The 13,770-nt window shown below is 43.6% G+C and carries 20 protein-coding genes; 6 read left to right on the top strand and 14 right to left on the bottom strand.

Features of this window, described 5'->3' with window-relative positions; genetic code table 11:
- Nucleotides 1–15 precede the first annotated feature (15 nt).
- Both BN1002_RS07465 and BN1002_RS07460 read right to left on the bottom strand, forming a co-directional pair.
- Nucleotides 16–1,053: a SepM family pheromone-processing serine protease gene (locus tag BN1002_RS07465; protein WP_048824375.1), complete on the bottom strand. Its 1,038-nt coding sequence runs from the start codon at nt 1,051–1,053 to the stop codon at nt 16–18.
- A gap of 1 nt (nt 1,054) precedes the next feature.
- Nucleotides 1,055–1,837, bottom strand: coding sequence for a patatin-like phospholipase family protein (locus BN1002_RS07460; protein ID WP_048827826.1), 783 nt, complete (start codon nt 1,835–1,837; stop codon nt 1,055–1,057).
- Between the two features lie 261 nt (nt 1,838–2,098).
- On the opposite strand from BN1002_RS07460, the gene ylbJ reads away from it, so the two are divergent.
- A complete protein-coding gene (ylbJ, locus tag BN1002_RS07455; protein WP_048824374.1) occupies nt 2,099–3,313 on the top strand; it encodes a sporulation integral membrane protein YlbJ in 1,215 nt (404 codons plus the stop codon).
- A gap of 63 nt (nt 3,314–3,376) precedes the next feature.
- Here the strand turns inward: ylbJ and coaD are convergent, their stop codons facing one another.
- Nucleotides 3,377–3,859 (bottom strand): pantetheine-phosphate adenylyltransferase, encoded by a 483-nt coding sequence (gene coaD, locus BN1002_RS07450; protein WP_048824373.1) that lies wholly within the window; start codon nt 3,857–3,859, stop codon nt 3,377–3,379.
- A complete protein-coding gene (rsmD, locus tag BN1002_RS07445; RefSeq protein WP_048824372.1) occupies nt 3,852–4,433 on the bottom strand; it encodes a 16S rRNA (guanine(966)-N(2))-methyltransferase RsmD in 582 nt (193 codons plus the stop codon). Before rsmD ends, coaD begins: the two co-directional genes overlap by 8 nt.
- A gap of 367 nt (nt 4,434–4,800) precedes the next feature.
- On the opposite strand from rsmD, the gene BN1002_RS07440 reads away from it, so the two are divergent.
- Nucleotides 4,801–5,190 carry a DUF7147 family protein gene (locus BN1002_RS07440; protein ID WP_048824371.1) on the top strand — a complete coding sequence of 130 codons (390 nt, stop codon included), beginning with the start codon at nt 4,801–4,803 and terminating at the stop codon, nt 5,188–5,190.
- A gap of 96 nt (nt 5,191–5,286) precedes the next feature.
- On the opposite strand, the gene BN1002_RS07435 is transcribed toward BN1002_RS07440, so the two are convergent.
- From BN1002_RS07435 to BN1002_RS07420, 5 genes are all read right to left on the bottom strand, one after another.
- Nucleotides 5,287–5,562 (bottom strand): YlbG family protein, encoded by a 276-nt coding sequence (locus tag BN1002_RS07435; protein ID WP_048824370.1) that lies wholly within the window; start codon nt 5,560–5,562, stop codon nt 5,287–5,289.
- A 142-nt stretch (nt 5,563–5,704) separates the two neighbouring features.
- Nucleotides 5,705–5,896, bottom strand: coding sequence for a hypothetical protein (locus tag BN1002_RS24235; protein WP_148362744.1), 192 nt, complete (start codon nt 5,894–5,896; stop codon nt 5,705–5,707).
- A 124-nt stretch (nt 5,897–6,020) separates the two neighbouring features.
- The gene (locus BN1002_RS07430) at nt 6,021–6,467 is read right to left on the bottom strand and encodes a YlbF/YmcA family competence regulator (protein WP_048824369.1); all 447 of its coding nucleotides are present in this window, start codon (nt 6,465–6,467) and stop codon (nt 6,021–6,023) included.
- A gap of 93 nt (nt 6,468–6,560) precedes the next feature.
- Entirely contained in the window at nt 6,561–6,806 is a 246-nt protein-coding gene (locus BN1002_RS07425) for a YlbE-like family protein (RefSeq protein WP_048824368.1), read from the bottom strand.
- A 15-nt stretch (nt 6,807–6,821) separates the two neighbouring features.
- Complete coding sequence (locus BN1002_RS07420) at nt 6,822–7,235, bottom strand: YlbD family protein (RefSeq protein ID WP_048824367.1); 414 nt, start codon at nt 7,233–7,235, stop codon at nt 6,822–6,824.
- Between the two features lie 164 nt (nt 7,236–7,399).
- On the opposite strand from BN1002_RS07420, the gene BN1002_RS07415 reads away from it, so the two are divergent.
- Together BN1002_RS07415 and BN1002_RS07410 are read left to right on the top strand one after the other, a co-directional pair.
- On the top strand, nt 7,400–7,900 hold the full coding sequence (locus BN1002_RS07415) for a PaaI family thioesterase (RefSeq protein ID WP_231574998.1): 501 nt from the start codon (nt 7,400–7,402) through the stop codon (nt 7,898–7,900).
- Nucleotides 7,901–7,906: 6 nt separating this feature from the next.
- Nucleotides 7,907–8,269 carry a hypothetical protein gene (locus BN1002_RS07410; protein WP_048824366.1) on the top strand — a complete coding sequence of 121 codons (363 nt, stop codon included), beginning with the start codon at nt 7,907–7,909 and terminating at the stop codon, nt 8,267–8,269.
- A gap of 23 nt (nt 8,270–8,292) precedes the next feature.
- Here BN1002_RS07410 and BN1002_RS07405 read toward each other — a convergent pair whose 3' ends face one another.
- Nucleotides 8,293–9,342: a CAP domain-containing protein gene (locus tag BN1002_RS07405; protein WP_048824365.1), complete on the bottom strand. Its 1,050-nt coding sequence runs from the start codon at nt 9,340–9,342 to the stop codon at nt 8,293–8,295.
- Between the two features lie 245 nt (nt 9,343–9,587).
- Complete coding sequence (locus tag BN1002_RS07400) at nt 9,588–10,022, bottom strand: CBS domain-containing protein (protein ID WP_048824364.1); 435 nt, start codon at nt 10,020–10,022, stop codon at nt 9,588–9,590.
- A gap of 198 nt (nt 10,023–10,220) precedes the next feature.
- On the opposite strand from BN1002_RS07400, the gene BN1002_RS07395 reads away from it, so the two are divergent.
- Both BN1002_RS07395 and ytvI read left to right on the top strand, forming a co-directional pair.
- On the top strand, nt 10,221–10,580 hold the full coding sequence (locus tag BN1002_RS07395) for a YugN family protein (protein WP_048824363.1): 360 nt from the start codon (nt 10,221–10,223) through the stop codon (nt 10,578–10,580).
- Between the two features lie 127 nt (nt 10,581–10,707).
- Nucleotides 10,708–11,766 (top strand): sporulation integral membrane protein YtvI, encoded by a 1,059-nt coding sequence (ytvI, locus tag BN1002_RS07390; protein ID WP_048824362.1) that lies wholly within the window; start codon nt 10,708–10,710, stop codon nt 11,764–11,766.
- 59 nt (nt 11,767–11,825) lie between these two features.
- Here ytvI and BN1002_RS07385 read toward each other — a convergent pair whose 3' ends face one another.
- The 3 genes from BN1002_RS07385 to ctaF form a co-directional block, all read right to left on the bottom strand.
- Entirely contained in the window at nt 11,826–12,293 is a 468-nt protein-coding gene (locus tag BN1002_RS07385; protein WP_048824361.1) for a DUF420 domain-containing protein, read from the bottom strand.
- Nucleotides 12,294–12,414: 121 nt separating this feature from the next.
- Nucleotides 12,415–13,308 carry a cytochrome c oxidase assembly factor CtaG gene (gene ctaG, locus BN1002_RS07380; protein WP_231574997.1) on the bottom strand — a complete coding sequence of 298 codons (894 nt, stop codon included), beginning with the start codon at nt 13,306–13,308 and terminating at the stop codon, nt 12,415–12,417.
- A 126-nt stretch (nt 13,309–13,434) separates the two neighbouring features.
- On the bottom strand, nt 13,435–13,767 hold the full coding sequence (gene ctaF, locus BN1002_RS07375; protein ID WP_048824359.1) for a cytochrome c oxidase subunit IVB: 333 nt from the start codon (nt 13,765–13,767) through the stop codon (nt 13,435–13,437).
- Nucleotides 13,768–13,770 lie beyond the last annotated feature (3 nt).

The raw sequence follows: 13,770 nt of genomic DNA, 5'->3' as shown, positions 1-13,770 counted from the left end.
GCAATTGCTTCATCTCTAACTCTTTTTAGGCTTTAGTTTTTCGAGGTAGGCTACCGCCTCATCAAATGTATCAACAGGAATAATTTTCATTTTTGAACGGATGTCTTTAGCTGTTTTGACAGCTGCCCGGTAGTTTGAATCTGTCGCCCCATTTTCATTTGGTGCAAAAAATATTTCTGCACCTGCTTTATCCGCGGCGACAATCTTTTGCTCGATTCCCCCAATAGGACCCACTATACCTTCTGAGAGCGTCCCTGTTCCGGCAATTTCATACCCTTTTGTCAAATCCTCCTCTGTGAGCTGATTGTAAATTTCAAGGGCGAACATAAGACCTGCTGATGGTCCGCCAATCTCATCTGTCTTCACTTTCACTTTTGGAGAGACGATGATTTCCCTGTCATCCACCGGCAAAATCCCAATACCTGCTCCCGGCTGATTGCTTCCAGGGATTTTATCCTTGAAATTCTCAAGCTTCAGAGTTGTTTTTCCCTCTTTCCCTTTCCTGCTGTAGGTCAGGCTCACTTGGTCGCCTGCTTTTTTTTCTTTCAGGTAGGAGAGCAGTTCGTCCTTCGATTTCAGTATTTTTCCATCAGCCACCAATAGCCTGTCCCCGGTTTCCAGGATGCCATCTGCTGGCATTCCGGGAACAGTGCTCATCACATAAATACCTTTATAACGATATTCCACTGGAATTCCGGCTTTTTTATAGGCTGCTTCAATCGCGCTTGTTTTTGAATCTTCCATCATATGCAGTTGTTTTGTATTATAATCTTTTTCACTTTCACCTTTTCCCAGCACTTCATCGAGGGAGTATATTTCCTGGTACTTGCCAAACTTCGCCATCAAGTAAGTATAAATATTAGCTCTTCCCATTCGGACAGTTGTCAGCATAAAGCTGCCTTCTTCATCGAACCCATTTTCAACTGTAATGATCGGTTCAAGCTCTTTTGCAAGCCCTGGTTTTGAAATATAATATGGCAATGAATAAAAGATGCTTGCCAAAAAAAACAAGGCGGCAAGTATATAGGGAATCCTAATGTGTTTTTTGCGCATTCTAATGCTGCTCCTTCCAGCGCCCAATGGCATCTCTAATTGGTCCAATTTGTTTTTTGGCCTCTTCTTCCCCTATTTTAATTATCTCTTCTATATTGGTAAAGGCCCGCGAACTGAACCTGCCAACCTGCGGGCGGATCATGACATCCGAAGCCACCTCCCGATATCTGAGCAGTTCTGTTTGCATGATATCGATACTTTGCATGATTACATCATATATCGAATCAATTTCAGCATTTTTTTCGACTCCGGAGACGTCAACTGCAATGACGATATCAGCCCCCATTTCTTTGACAACAGAGACCGGGATTCGGTCGACGACACCACCATCAACTAGAATCCTTCCATCAATTTTTTCAGGAATGAAAATTCCGGGTATTGAAATACTTGCCCTTACTGCCTCAGCGGCGGACCCCGATTTAAAGACAACCTTTTCCCCAGTCATTAAATCAGTAGCTACTACGGCAAGCGGCAAGTTTAGTTCTTCAATATTTTTATTATGTGTGAACAGCCGGATAAACTCTTTTACCCGTTTTCCAGAGATGAACCCCATTTTCGGTACTGTAAAATCAAGAAAGTATTTTCGTTTAAATGAAATGGAAAATTTATAAAACCGGTCAAGGTCAATTCCCGCTCCATAAAGACAGCCGACCAAAGCCCCCATGCTGCTCCCCGCAATCATATCGATTGGGATTCCTTCATCCGTTAATACTTTTAAAACCCCCAGGTGGGCAAACCCGCGGGCTCCTCCTGAACCAAGCGCCAAACCGATTTTCGGAGCCATCCAATCCTGCCTCCCCTGAATAATATCCACTTTTGTTCCTTTAAAAATCTCCTTCAATCTTATGGTCTAATTCCTTATTCTATGAGTATATTGTGATACAGGGACAGGCGTTATCCCTGATCCTTTCCATGCGGACAACTATTATGGCCCAGGCTAAAAGAACAGCCACTTATTATTCTAATGAGGATAAGGCGGCTTTTTCATTTTACCATCCGGGCTTCTACGTTGCATCCTTCAATTCCTTCACCAAGGAGGCCTGTCATGTTCCGGTCAAAAGTAAAAACAATTCTTCTTGCGGTTTCTGTTTCGATTATGGCCGTTTCATTGATTTCGTATCCCCAGGAATCATTTCAGGCATCGATCCGCGGTCTTAACATGTGGTGGGAAATCGTCTTTCCTTCACTGCTTCCCTTTTTCATCATATCTGAAATGCTCATTGGCTTTGGAGTGGTAAAATTTATTGGTGTTCTGCTTGAACCATTAATGAGGCCGCTGTTTAAAGTTCCCGGTGTCGGCGGTTTTGTTTGGGCGATGGGAATGGCGTCGGGATTTCCAGCCGGTGCCAAACTTACTGCCCGGCTCCGCCAGGAAGGAAATCTTACGAGAATTGAAGCGGAAAGACTGGCTTCATTTACAAATTGTTCAAACCCTTTGTTTATTTTTGGGGCAGTGTCTGTGGGTTTTTTCCATAATGCCCACCTAGGCCTCCTTCTGGCCATCTCGCATTATCTCGGAAATATATGTGTTGGGTTAATCATGAGGTTTTATGGAAAAGATGAACGTTCTTCCAGAGGTGGCCACCATAAAACTTTCAAAATTCGGGAAGCCCTTGCCGCTCTTCACCGGACAAGGCTGAAAGATAACCGTCCAATCGGAAAGCTTCTTGGAGATGCTGTAACTTCTTCGATCCAGACATTGCTAATGATCGGCGGATTCATCATATTATTTTCAGTCGTCAATAAGATTCTTTTCCACTTACAGGTCACAGCCTTCCTGGCAAACGGGCTTAATGTGGTTCTATCATCGATGTCCTTTCCGGAAATGCTGAGCATCCCATTTATCTCCGGCCTATTCGAGATAACCCTTGGCAGCCAGCTTATCAGCCAGGTGCAGGAAGCAACTCTCCTCCAACAGGCCATTATAACCAGTTTCATCCTTGCCTTTAGCGGGCTCAGCGTACTCGCTCAGGTAGCAAGCATTCTCGCGCAAACAGATATACGATTTCGGCCGTTTTTCTTTGCCCGAATCCTCCATGGATTTTTCGCTGGTATTTTTGCATTTTTATTATGGGAACCTTTTTACATCAGGATTGCCGGCTCTACAATCCCGCAGGACGCAGTACCGGTTGTTAACCCGGCGGAGGCAGGTATTTTCTCCATCAGCCACTTTGCCATCGTGGAATGGGGTCCCCTCTTGACGCTTGCCTCTTTGATTATCTACATAATCATTTTATATCGGCGGCAGCGGATAGGATGAAAAGCCTTAATAGCGGACGATAATCAAAGCCAGCCGGGTATTGACCGCAGCTGGCTTTAAATGTTATAAATTAAATTTCTTCTTTAACGCTTTTTCAACAGGCGGAGGAACAAGTTCGGTGATATTGCCTCCGTATTTCGCAACTTCCTTTACTATGCTGGAACTTAGGAAGGAATATTGGTTATTCGTCATGATAAAAAAGGTTTCTATTTGTTCGTTCAACACCCGGTTCATTGACGTAATTTGCATTTCATACTCAAAGTCGGATACGGCCCTTAACCCCCTGATTATTGCACGCGCATTTACGCTTTGGGCATAATCAACCAAAAGTCCCTGAAAGGAGCCGGTTTTCACATTTTTCAAATCCTTGGTTACTTCACTTATTAATGAAATCCTCTCTTCAACAGAAAAAAGGGGATTTTTTGAGGAGTTATTTAAAACGACGACATGCACCTCGTCGAAAACTCTTGCCCCTCTCATGATGATATCGAGATGTCCGTATGTAACCGGGTCGAAGCTCCCCGGGCAGACCGCAATATTAGTCACATTCATTTCCCCCTTGCACCGTTTCCGGATAGGCATAAATCGAAATGGCTATAATTCCATAGACTTCATGTCTTATTTTCTGCAGGTCTCCCGCAGTTTCGGGAAGCACGAGCTCTTTGCCGTGTTCGCAAACTATCTTTCCTCCCCGTTCAAGCCTTCCATCGGAACTGATCCTTTCGAGAAGCGATACTAGCTGCTGCTTTTTATAGGGCGGGTCAAGAAAGATATAGTCAAATGCCATGCCGCGTTTCGAAAGCGCCTTTAAAGCTCTTTCCGAATCGTTCCGGTATACTTCCGACTTATTCTCCAGTGTGCATGCCCTCAGATTCTCCTTTATCACCATAATCGCTTTTGGGTCCCGGTCAACAAATATAACCTGTTCCAGTCCCCTGCTTAGCGCTTCAATCCCAAGCCCGCCGCTTCCCGCATATAAATCAAGGCCTGTCCCTCCTGAAAAAAACGGGCCTATCATATTAAAAATCGCTTCCTTTACCTTGTCTGTCGTCGGCCTTGTGCCTGTGCCGGGCACCGCCTTAAGCGGACGGCCTTTGCAGCTTCCTGAAACGACTCTCATTTTAAAATCACCGCTAATCCATTAAGATACTTTTTTCATAATCCTAACACAATTGACTCACGCAAGCCAAATCAAACTTTGTCTAAAAAGCATGCTGCCAAAAAATTATACAAAGCCGTGTATAAGCACGGCTCCACTGGAAATAATGGAATTAACAACATCAATTCGAGGATGTTGTTGCCAACCGCGGAGAAGACTTACGTTTCCCCATAAGTTCTTCCTCCGGTTTCTCCTCTCCCTTTGCCTTCTGTCCCCTATGGGATATAGAAGGGCCCTGCAGGCATTGCCGCAGGGTTTTTTCTTTTGTCAAAAGCCGTTGTATGCTATTGTTTAGAATGATTAATGATAGCAAAAGGAGCGTATAAAAGTGATACAGCGATTTATAGAGCTTGGAAGCGGCTATGGGGATTTATATGAATTGATTGAAATAGCAAAAACAAATTCCAGCCGCCTTACCCATATGCTTGCCCTTCATACTATTAAAGACGGGAAGGAAGTAACTTCTGCCGCTATTATCCTGCGCCCGGCACACGAAGGTAAATTCCAGCCCATTTACATTTGCAGGGAGGGAATTCCAAATCCCCATTACCATCCAGTGAAGAGATACGGTCTCTTCGAAGAGGCGGCCTCGTTGCTTGGGAAACAGGTTTACGAACTATCAGTTAAGCCGTCAACAATGTTTGCCGAGACCGAACTATACTATCAGCAGCTAATCGGAATTCTCCGCCTGAATCATTTCCTTCCCCCATTAGGTTGATGGGGCTTGATTACAATAACTCGTCATGAGTTATCCACAAAGACATATTTTATAATTTCCTAAAAGAAAATAAAGTGAGGGCTAGTCCGCCCTCACTTAAATACCCATTTTATAATCATATTCCTTCGCTTTATCAGGTGCCGCGTTTTCATATTCCATTTTGACAAAAGGTTTGTAGGATGGTTCCACCTTTTTAACAAATGAATAGGATTGCAGTTTCTCCATAACTGTGTCTATCTCACTTTGGTCGCAATAGATAACAGCATACTTAAGCTTTTTAGATACATAATGGACATTCCCGAACCTTCTAAGCATTTTGGCCTGTTTTAAGGTATAGAGCCAGACCACCAAACCTTGCCTTTGTCCAAACATTATTTTTTCCCCTTCATACACGGTGTTTCTTATTAGTCTAGCATATGAAAACCGGTTAAATCAATCGGCATCCATACTAAACTGGAACAAATTCCCGAACACCTTACTCCCTTGCCTGCTTAGCTTTAATTAAAATGCACTGTTATCCTTGATTGTTGATTTCCACTTCGGTGACATGCTTTCCGCGGGGCGAAGCAACTACCTGAATTTGCTTCGTGCAGCTTTGCGACGAGCTGAAGGTTCGCTTCCCCGAATAGTCTGTGGCGCAGGAGCAGTCTTTGTGGAGCCTCCTCGGCGTCATAGACGCCTGTGGGGTCTCCACGTGCCGCTTCATCCCGCCGGAGTCAGTCCCCTCCGTTTCAATCAACTCCTTGAAAAATCAACTGTCCCTTTAATTGAGAAAATTAAAAAAGGCCGGCACCGCCGACCTTTACAAATTAACCAATTTTCCACGCCATCTATGCGGAGCATCCGCAGCCTCCGCCGGTCCCGCAGCCTCCACCGCAACTGGAGCCAGTTTCAAAAAACGGGTTGCCGGCCGGGACCTTAATATGCTTTGACACTGAACCGCCAATAAGGCCGCTGATTTCATCTAGCAGGCGCTGGAGGTCATTTTCGGCCATCTTAAATTCTGCCACATTACCATCCAGGTCCATATCCCTTTTCGCTTCCCTAATTTGCATCATGATGCTTTTGTAGTCAGGATGGTACTTGCCAAAACGCTGTACATCCTCGTACTGATCCTTCAATTTTACAAAGCGGGAAATTTTCCTTTGCGTTTCCTTGCTTGTACGCAATTTATATAAACAAGCCCGATAATGTTCGGCGACTTCAGACTCCAATACCATTTTGCCCAACTGCTCTGCATTTTCGAGCAATTCAACTCTTTCTATTGTAGCAAGCAAATCTGCCCACCTCCATTGTACATTTTACCATGAAGGCAGGTAAAAGGTGAAATTTTCTATGTTAAGCCCATCATTTACCATTCGACATACTTCTTACTGAGTTCCTGTAGTTTTCATAGATTGAAACATCTGAAACATCATTGATGCCATCTGTACACCGTTGGAAAATTTGGCGACCCGGTGGGGGATGGTTTTTTCAAAATGATATAAAGACGCGGTTTCAAAGTCCTGTAAAGCGTTTGGATCCCTCGAAAGCTTCCGATACCAGACAGGCTGTTCCCTAAGGAACTGTTTCAAATCCTGCCTTCCTTTAATATAGTCCATTACTTCTGCCCTCATGTTTCTTTCCCCCTGTCAATCTTTTCGGAATGGAAAAAGCTGCGGAGGCGGAGCTATTTCAGCGGGAGCCTGCTGCGGAGGAGGAGAACTGCGGAACTGGTTAAGCAGCCCCTGTACCGCGCCAAGCGTCTGACTGAGATTGTAAAGATGGGATTGAAATTGGGCTGGGTCCATTTTTTGTGCGTAATTCATCAACTTTTCCATCCACACTCCAGCCCCCTGTCCATCCGAAGCAGCGGCGGGCTCATTTACTGTCTCCGTTCCCGTCTTGGCGATCCAACGGGGATCTTCCTCACCAAGCAGGTACCAATCTTCATACAATTCCTGCCATGTCGCCCTCCCATCCCGGACATCCTGGATGATATGCGGATGGCTTGTAACAAATTCCTTGAATCTGCTGACAGAAGGATGCAGCTTGTTTTCAGCCATGGTTTCATCCACTCCTTTTATTTGCCTATAACACATTATGTTCAACATTCCCAGATGGTGAAAAAGAAGCCCCGCCCTCTATTATTGTCCGACTTAGTCAGGGCTAAAACTATAAAAATGGTAAAAGGAATGATACTATTTAGGATAGAAAAGGAGAGAATATCTTGAAAAACGAACTTGAACAGTTGCTGACGGACTATATGGGACTTGCAAAAGAAACAGATTTAAAAGCTCTTTCCCATGTCATCAGCGGGATGAAAAAGAAATTGGAAGGCCATTCCACCACATTTATTGGAGGTATCCTTCATTATAAGAAGAATCCCGATGAATCAGTCTGGGAAATAACCATTCCAATCAACCCTGCCCTTTTCAATTCCTTGGGAATCGTTCATGGCGGCATTACAGCGACACTGATCGATTCGGCCATGGGGACTCTTGCCAATTCCCTCGTCCCGGAAGGATATGGAGCGGTCACTTCCCAATTGAATGTCCATTATCTTGCTCCTGGAATTGGAGAAAGCCTCCGCTGCCAAGCAGAGGTCGCCCATCAAGGAAAAAACACGATGGTGATCAGCGCGGAAGTATTTCGTGATGACGGTAAAAAAGCAGCGCAAGCAACTGGAAGTTTCTTTATCGTAGAAAAGAAGGTCAGCAGCGGAGAGTGATGCGTTTTGGTAACAGCTATCCTTATTCCAATAATTTGCTTTTACTTCTTGTGGCTGTCAGTCAGGGAAGCCAAGGAAAACGAAAAAAAATGGCTTGAAGCGGGAATAGCTAAGGAAGAAGCAATTGTTGAGGGCATGATTAATTCCGTCACGCTGGAAAAACAAAGATTTTATTATCACCGTTTTCTTCTTGTCCAGGAGCTAACAATGAAAACTGCTTCGGGGATTTTAAAAGCCCGTATCATCGTGCCCCTTAGAAAGAATTCTGTTATAGAAGAATATCATCCCGGCCGCGGAGTCCGCCTATATGGAAGCTGGCAAAAAAATTGGTTCCATGTAAACAGAGTCGAGCCCACAAAAGAGAAATAGGAAGCAGGCATCACGCCTGCTTCCTATTCAAGCCACTTCTGGATAAAGTTCTGTGTGTAATATTTCCGATGGACGCCAACCCCGATATGGGTAAAGTCCTTATTCAACAATGACTCTCGGTGGCCTTTGCTGTTTAACCATCCTTCCATGACAGCGGGAGCATCGATATAATTGGCGGCTATATTCTCACCCGCAGACTGGTATACCACCTTTGACTTTTTCAGCCTATCCGATAAGTTCCCGTACTTTTCAGAAATATGGGAGAAATTATTGCTTTCATACATATCAAGACTATGTCCGTAAGCGGCTTCGGCGGTCTTTTCATCCCACTTCAAAGTTTCCAATTCATAGCGGAGCCTAAGTACATTTGTCATGTCGAAAATCTGTTTTTCCGCTCCAGCCTCTACCTCTTGCCATTCCTCCGAATTGAGCGGCCTCGCTTCAATCAATTCCCCTCTGTATGAGATTTCGTAGGGTCTTTGTTTAATTAAAGTTTCCGCATCAAGAAACCTCACACTTGAAAGGCTGCTTGTAAATCTATCGATAGACAATTGTGCGAAAATATCCCCGAACTGGATAAGAGGCATTGTATTTACATCGGTATCGGTTAATTCAATGCGATACTCATTTCCTTCATATTGCATTAAAATATTCGTATGTATTGCAAAGGAGGTAAAGATTTCTTCGAGCGGCATCCCAATTGTAAAGGGGGCGACGTTCGCTTGCGGGCCTATCGCATATACAGTTACAACCTTTTGATTTACCACTCCTACCTGGACATACTTATTTAAGTCCAGATTGTAAATATGCCATTCATAGTCATAACCTGATTTATCAATCCTGGCAGGTTTGCCAAGCGCCTTCTCCACATCCTGAATTGACTTTCCAATCAGAATGGATAGCCCTATGTCAGGCCTGTCGGGAATATCATAATTTGACGCACCGCCTTTATTGCTCTTTGTCGGCTGTTCCTCCTCCGGAACCGGCTCTTCGCGAATAAGGGAGTCCTTGTCCCCATTTCCGTCCTGGTTTACATAAAATCCAATCGTCAGAAAAACCGCAGAAAGTATCATGATCCGTATAAGTGTTTTCAGAGAGCCGTCCCCCCTTCCGCTTTCCTTCTATAATATGAAGCAAAGAAAACTATTATCTCTTTCTTGCCGTTTCCTTTTTTAAAGCTGATTTTGTAAATGAAATTATTATACGATGCAAAGTATGTAATACACTTCCTATTATAGCAAAATCATTGTCTAAAAGTGCAAGTAGCTTACGCCATACCATAAAGAGAAAAAACAAAAGCGCCAAACCGGCGCTTTTGCTAATGCTGTACTCCGTTATAATTTGTTTCAGAAATCTCTGATAGGGCGCTTCCTGCCTGCTCATCTGTCCGTTCTCTAACCGCAAAATCACCAAGGGAGACCATACCAAGGAGCTTGGAGTTTTCAACAACAGGCAGCCTCCGTATTTGATGCTTCGCCATTAACTTAACGGCTTCATCAGTTGAAGAATCGGGAGAAACGGTAACTAACTCTTTTGTCATTATTTCCTCCACTTTAGTGGAACCAGGCTTTTTTTCTGCCGTTCCCCTAATGACAATATCGCGGTCTGTAATAATGCCGGCTAACCTTTCGCCGTCCATAATCGGGATTGCCCCAACATTCCATTCTTGCATTTTTACTGCCACCTCAAACATATTATCCAGTAAGGAACAAGTTTCTACATTTTCAGTCATAAAATCTCCTACTTTTTCCATAACAATACCTCCTTCTATTTAAGGTAACTTACAGAATCCTCCTTTATTAATTTTTCCAAGCCACCGGAAATTATTCTGCTCTTTTCCAAGGCGGCCATGTGAATTCATTGCATATTATAGCGAATTAAACTATTATAAAAATGAGTTGAACTGCTTCATACAACAGTTGCTGCATGTTTACTAAAGGGGGATATCGGTGTGAAATTTGAGAATACTGGACTGGAAAAACTTAAAGCAGATCTCGGTCATCTGGATGATATCATGCTAAGGCATGGCCTTGTCCGGGAAGGTCAGTGGGATTATGAAAGAGTAACCTTCGACAAGAAATATGAACTCCGTGACGGTACATACTATCTGAGGATCCGCGGATATGCGGTCGAAGGAGATGTGGATTCCAGCAGGGCGTTAATTCAATTGCTGCCTCCTCTTCTTGGAAAGCATTACTATCCGCATGGAGTGGAATATGGCGAAGGGGAGAAGTTCCCAGCCGCGCTTGTGACCCAGTGCAAGAACCTGCTGGATAAAATCAAAGAAGAAGTTGAGGAATTCGCAGAATAATTTATCGAAAAGGCGCATGGTTACATGTGTCTTTTCTTTTTACGGAGATTGCTATTGTTTGTAATCATTCATAAAAGCTATAATTTAAATAGAAATATATAATTTTGTCCAAGGAAGGTATAAACCATTGACAGCATTTTTCACTAGAAAAAAGATTTTATGGGCTGTTTGGATACTTGCTGCGCTCCTGGCCCTTTATTTTATCCTGCCTGTATCGGTTCCGTTGATTTTGGCCTTATTCACCGCGATCCTCTTGGAACCTTCAGTCAGGCTGACCACAATCCGATTTAAAGCCAAAAGGAATATTTCTGTCTTAATCGTATTTACTCTTTTTGTTATCCTCATTGGTTCACTCGGCTACTATGTGACCGTTAAGGCTGCCGCTGAAGCCCTTGACATGGTTAATCATGTCCCGGCCTATGCGAACGGGATATCCTCGTATTGGCTGGAAGCGAAAGAAAGGATTGGCATCATGTCTAAAGACATGCCAGAATCCATCGTTGTCCAAATGACAAGCCAGGTTGATAATTTTGTTGTTTCCCTAAAAAATGTCGTGCTTACTTACGTGAATATTAGCAGCATCAAGTCGCTCTTAACAAATATTCCGAATCTCTTCATTTCCTTCATTGTTTATTTAGTTGCTCTTTTCTTGTTTATGGTCGATATTCCAAGACTAAGAAGAAGCATTCAGGCGCATTTAACCGAATCGACCGCCGAAAAAGTAAATGCAATGTTTTCCCGGCTTTCAGCTGTTATCGTTGGATTTATAAAGGGCCAAATTCTTGTAGGCGTATTGATTTTTGTGATTGCGCTGATTGGATTGTATGTAATTACGCCCGATGCAGCTTTACTTGCGGCAGCGCTTATCTGGATCTTCGATTTCATCCCGGTAATTGGCCCGTTAATCATCCTTGGTCCGATGGCTCTGTTTTTTGCGCTGACGGGAAGTATATTGATTGCATTCGAATTGGTCGTGTTGGCTGCTATCCTGATTGCAGTTCGACAGTATCTGGAGTCTAGAATGCATCTAAGCCATTCCCGGCTTTCCCCTCTTATTACGCTGGCCGCCATGTATCTTGGCTTTAAAATGATGGGAGTTACGGGTATAGTCATTGGCCCGATCATAGTGGTTGCAATTAAAACAGCCCACGAAGCAGGTATGATAAAATTAAATTTCAAGCTTTAAAGACGAAAACTGGCGACCTCTTATGGCCGCCAGTTTTCGTTTCGCTCTTTTTACCCTTATTATGTCCCCAAAATAGCCTTGATGACCGAGGTCGTTTCCCCGCCCTCATAAAAAATATAGAGGAGCAGGTAGACCGCCACGCCTGTAATAGCCGTGCCAAACCATACGATGCTCGTAAACGGCCCAAGCTTTCGATGGATATTAAGCCTATCTTTCAAGCCGGTGTATATATTGATGAGACCGAGAATGGCTCCTAGAGTCGCAAGGGTAATGTGAAAAATCAAAAAGACCGTATAATAAATTTTGAGATGTTCAGGGCCGCCAAATGAAGTATTCCCTATGAACACGGTCCTGGACATATAAATAATGAAAAAAGTAAGCGCGGCTACTCCGGCAGCAAGCATTGTTTTTTTATGTGCCTCTATCTGCCTTTTGGAAATTTGATACCAGCCTATAGCGACTAGGATGGCACTTATCACAATGAAAGAGGTACTGATTGTTGGCAATATCGGTACTGAATGGTCCATGTCTTAATCCTCACATTCTTATATACTACTATAATAGTAGACGAGTTCCTTATATTTTTCAAATCAATTAAGGCAACGGAAATGCGTGTAATAAATAAAAGCCCCCTGCCCGGGGCTTTTATTATTCAGCAGCGAACGGTTCGGGTTCAGGATCAATCCCCGACTGTTCCTGCCTGTACCATTCAAAGAAAACTTTTGCCAAGAAAACAGCATAGACAACTTCCTGTATTATTTTCATCAGGACTCCGCCAAGCCGCTGGTCTTCCAGGAGCGACAATGTACTGAACATCTCCGGACCGCTTAAATCCAATCCTGCCAAAAGGGACGGCGATACACAGAGTTCCATGGATTTAGCCCATAAAGAAGGATCCGAGAATGTTGCATATAGTGGATCGTTCGTAAAAATAATCAAGGCGCAGGCCGGTGTAATGAGAATTCCGTCCGCAAAAATATAGCCAAGTTTCTTCAGGCCGGTCAGTGTTTGATGCTCCGGCAGCTCAGTGACGATCGGCCACCACATGAACAGGGCGAAAAAGAAAATTCCTGCAGTAAAAGCGGCATGAAGAAGCATTGACTGCTTTACAGCATCGAAAATTAATGGGACATGGTAAAGCGAGAACATTCCATTGAATACCAACAATGCGATCAGTGGTTTTGTCATGAAGTTGAAGATTTTGCCGATCGCGGGAATTTTAATTGCCGCCCTCCATAGCCATGGCGGAATCCCCATAATGAACAAAGGGACGACAATTAAGTAAAGTGAAGCCATTTGGATCATATGGGCATAAAAAGTTATATGGCCCATCAAATCGAGCGGTGAGCCTTTAATGATATATAGCAAGACCATTGAAGTGGTAAAATAAACAATCTGCCGTGCCTGCAATGGTACGCTGCCCTCAAACCTGTCCTTTAGCCTAATTGTCAAAATAAAATAAAGGGCGGTCAGTAACGCGAGAGAAGTAAAAAAGTACGGGCTCCATAGTGCTTTGAATCCAAATATGTCAAGAGTAAGCACCGTAACACCACCTTGGATTAATTTCATACTATCTCATTATAATCCTTGAAAAACACGTTGGCAAAGGAAGCTGCTTCCGTAGCGAATCCAAAAAAGAAAATCGGCATTGAGCCGATTTTCTTTTTTTTACCACCAAATGATTGTCACAAAAGCCAGGACTGTAATAAGCCCGATTAATAAACCCGTATAGAGAAACAGAGATGGGGCTTCATGGCCTTTATGGCTCATGTGCATGAAATAGTATAGTTGGAAAATGACCTGCACTACAGCAAGCAGGACGATTAACGGAACCGTGAACCAGGCGGAAAAACCTACACCTACAGCTCCAAAGGCAATAAAGGTAAGGAAAAGCATGATCGAGAAAGAGATAATTTGATATCGCATTTCCTCCTTGCTTTTGCGCTGCCTATATGCCAGATTCACTTTTGGGTTCCCTGAGTTCAAATTTTGATTCGCCATCAG

Origin of the sequence: Bacillus sp. B-jedd, assembly GCF_000821085.1 — a bacterium.
GTDB lineage: Bacteria > Bacillota > Bacilli > Bacillales > Cytobacillaceae > Bacillus_D.
This window is presented reverse-complemented; position numbering and strand designations above follow the sequence as displayed.

Coding starts and splice junctions, on each gene's coding strand:
- BN1002_RS07465 (WP_048824375.1), bottom strand. CDS start 1,053: ATGCGCAAAAAACACATTAGGATTCCCTATATACTTGCCGCCTTGTTT.
- BN1002_RS07460 (WP_048827826.1), bottom strand. CDS start 1,837: ATGGCTCCGAAAATCGGTTTGGCGCTTGGTTCAGGAGGAGCCCGCGGG.
- ylbJ (WP_048824374.1), top strand. CDS start 2,099: ATGTTCCGGTCAAAAGTAAAAACAATTCTTCTTGCGGTTTCTGTTTCG.
- rsmD (WP_048824372.1), bottom strand. CDS start 4,433: ATGAGAGTCGTTTCAGGAAGCTGCAAAGGCCGTCCGCTTAAGGCGGTG.
- BN1002_RS07435 (WP_048824370.1), bottom strand. CDS start 5,562: ATGTTTGGACAAAGGCAAGGTTTGGTGGTCTGGCTCTATACCTTAAAA.
- BN1002_RS24235 (WP_148362744.1), bottom strand. CDS start 5,896: ATGAAGCGGCACGTGGAGACCCCACAGGCGTCTATGACGCCGAGGAGG.
- BN1002_RS07425 (WP_048824368.1), bottom strand. CDS start 6,806: ATGAGGGCAGAAGTAATGGACTATATTAAAGGAAGGCAGGATTTGAAA.
- BN1002_RS07420 (WP_048824367.1), bottom strand. CDS start 7,235: ATGGCTGAAAACAAGCTGCATCCTTCTGTCAGCAGATTCAAGGAATTT.
- BN1002_RS07405 (WP_048824365.1), bottom strand. CDS start 9,342: ATGATACTTTCTGCGGTTTTTCTGACGATTGGATTTTATGTAAACCAG.
- BN1002_RS07400 (WP_048824364.1), bottom strand. CDS start 10,022: ATGGAAAAAGTAGGAGATTTTATGACTGAAAATGTAGAAACTTGTTCC.
- BN1002_RS07385 (WP_048824361.1), bottom strand. CDS start 12,293: ATGGACCATTCAGTACCGATATTGCCAACAATCAGTACCTCTTTCATT.
- ctaF (WP_048824359.1), bottom strand. CDS start 13,767: ATGGCGAATCAAAATTTGAACTCAGGGAACCCAAAAGTGAATCTGGCA.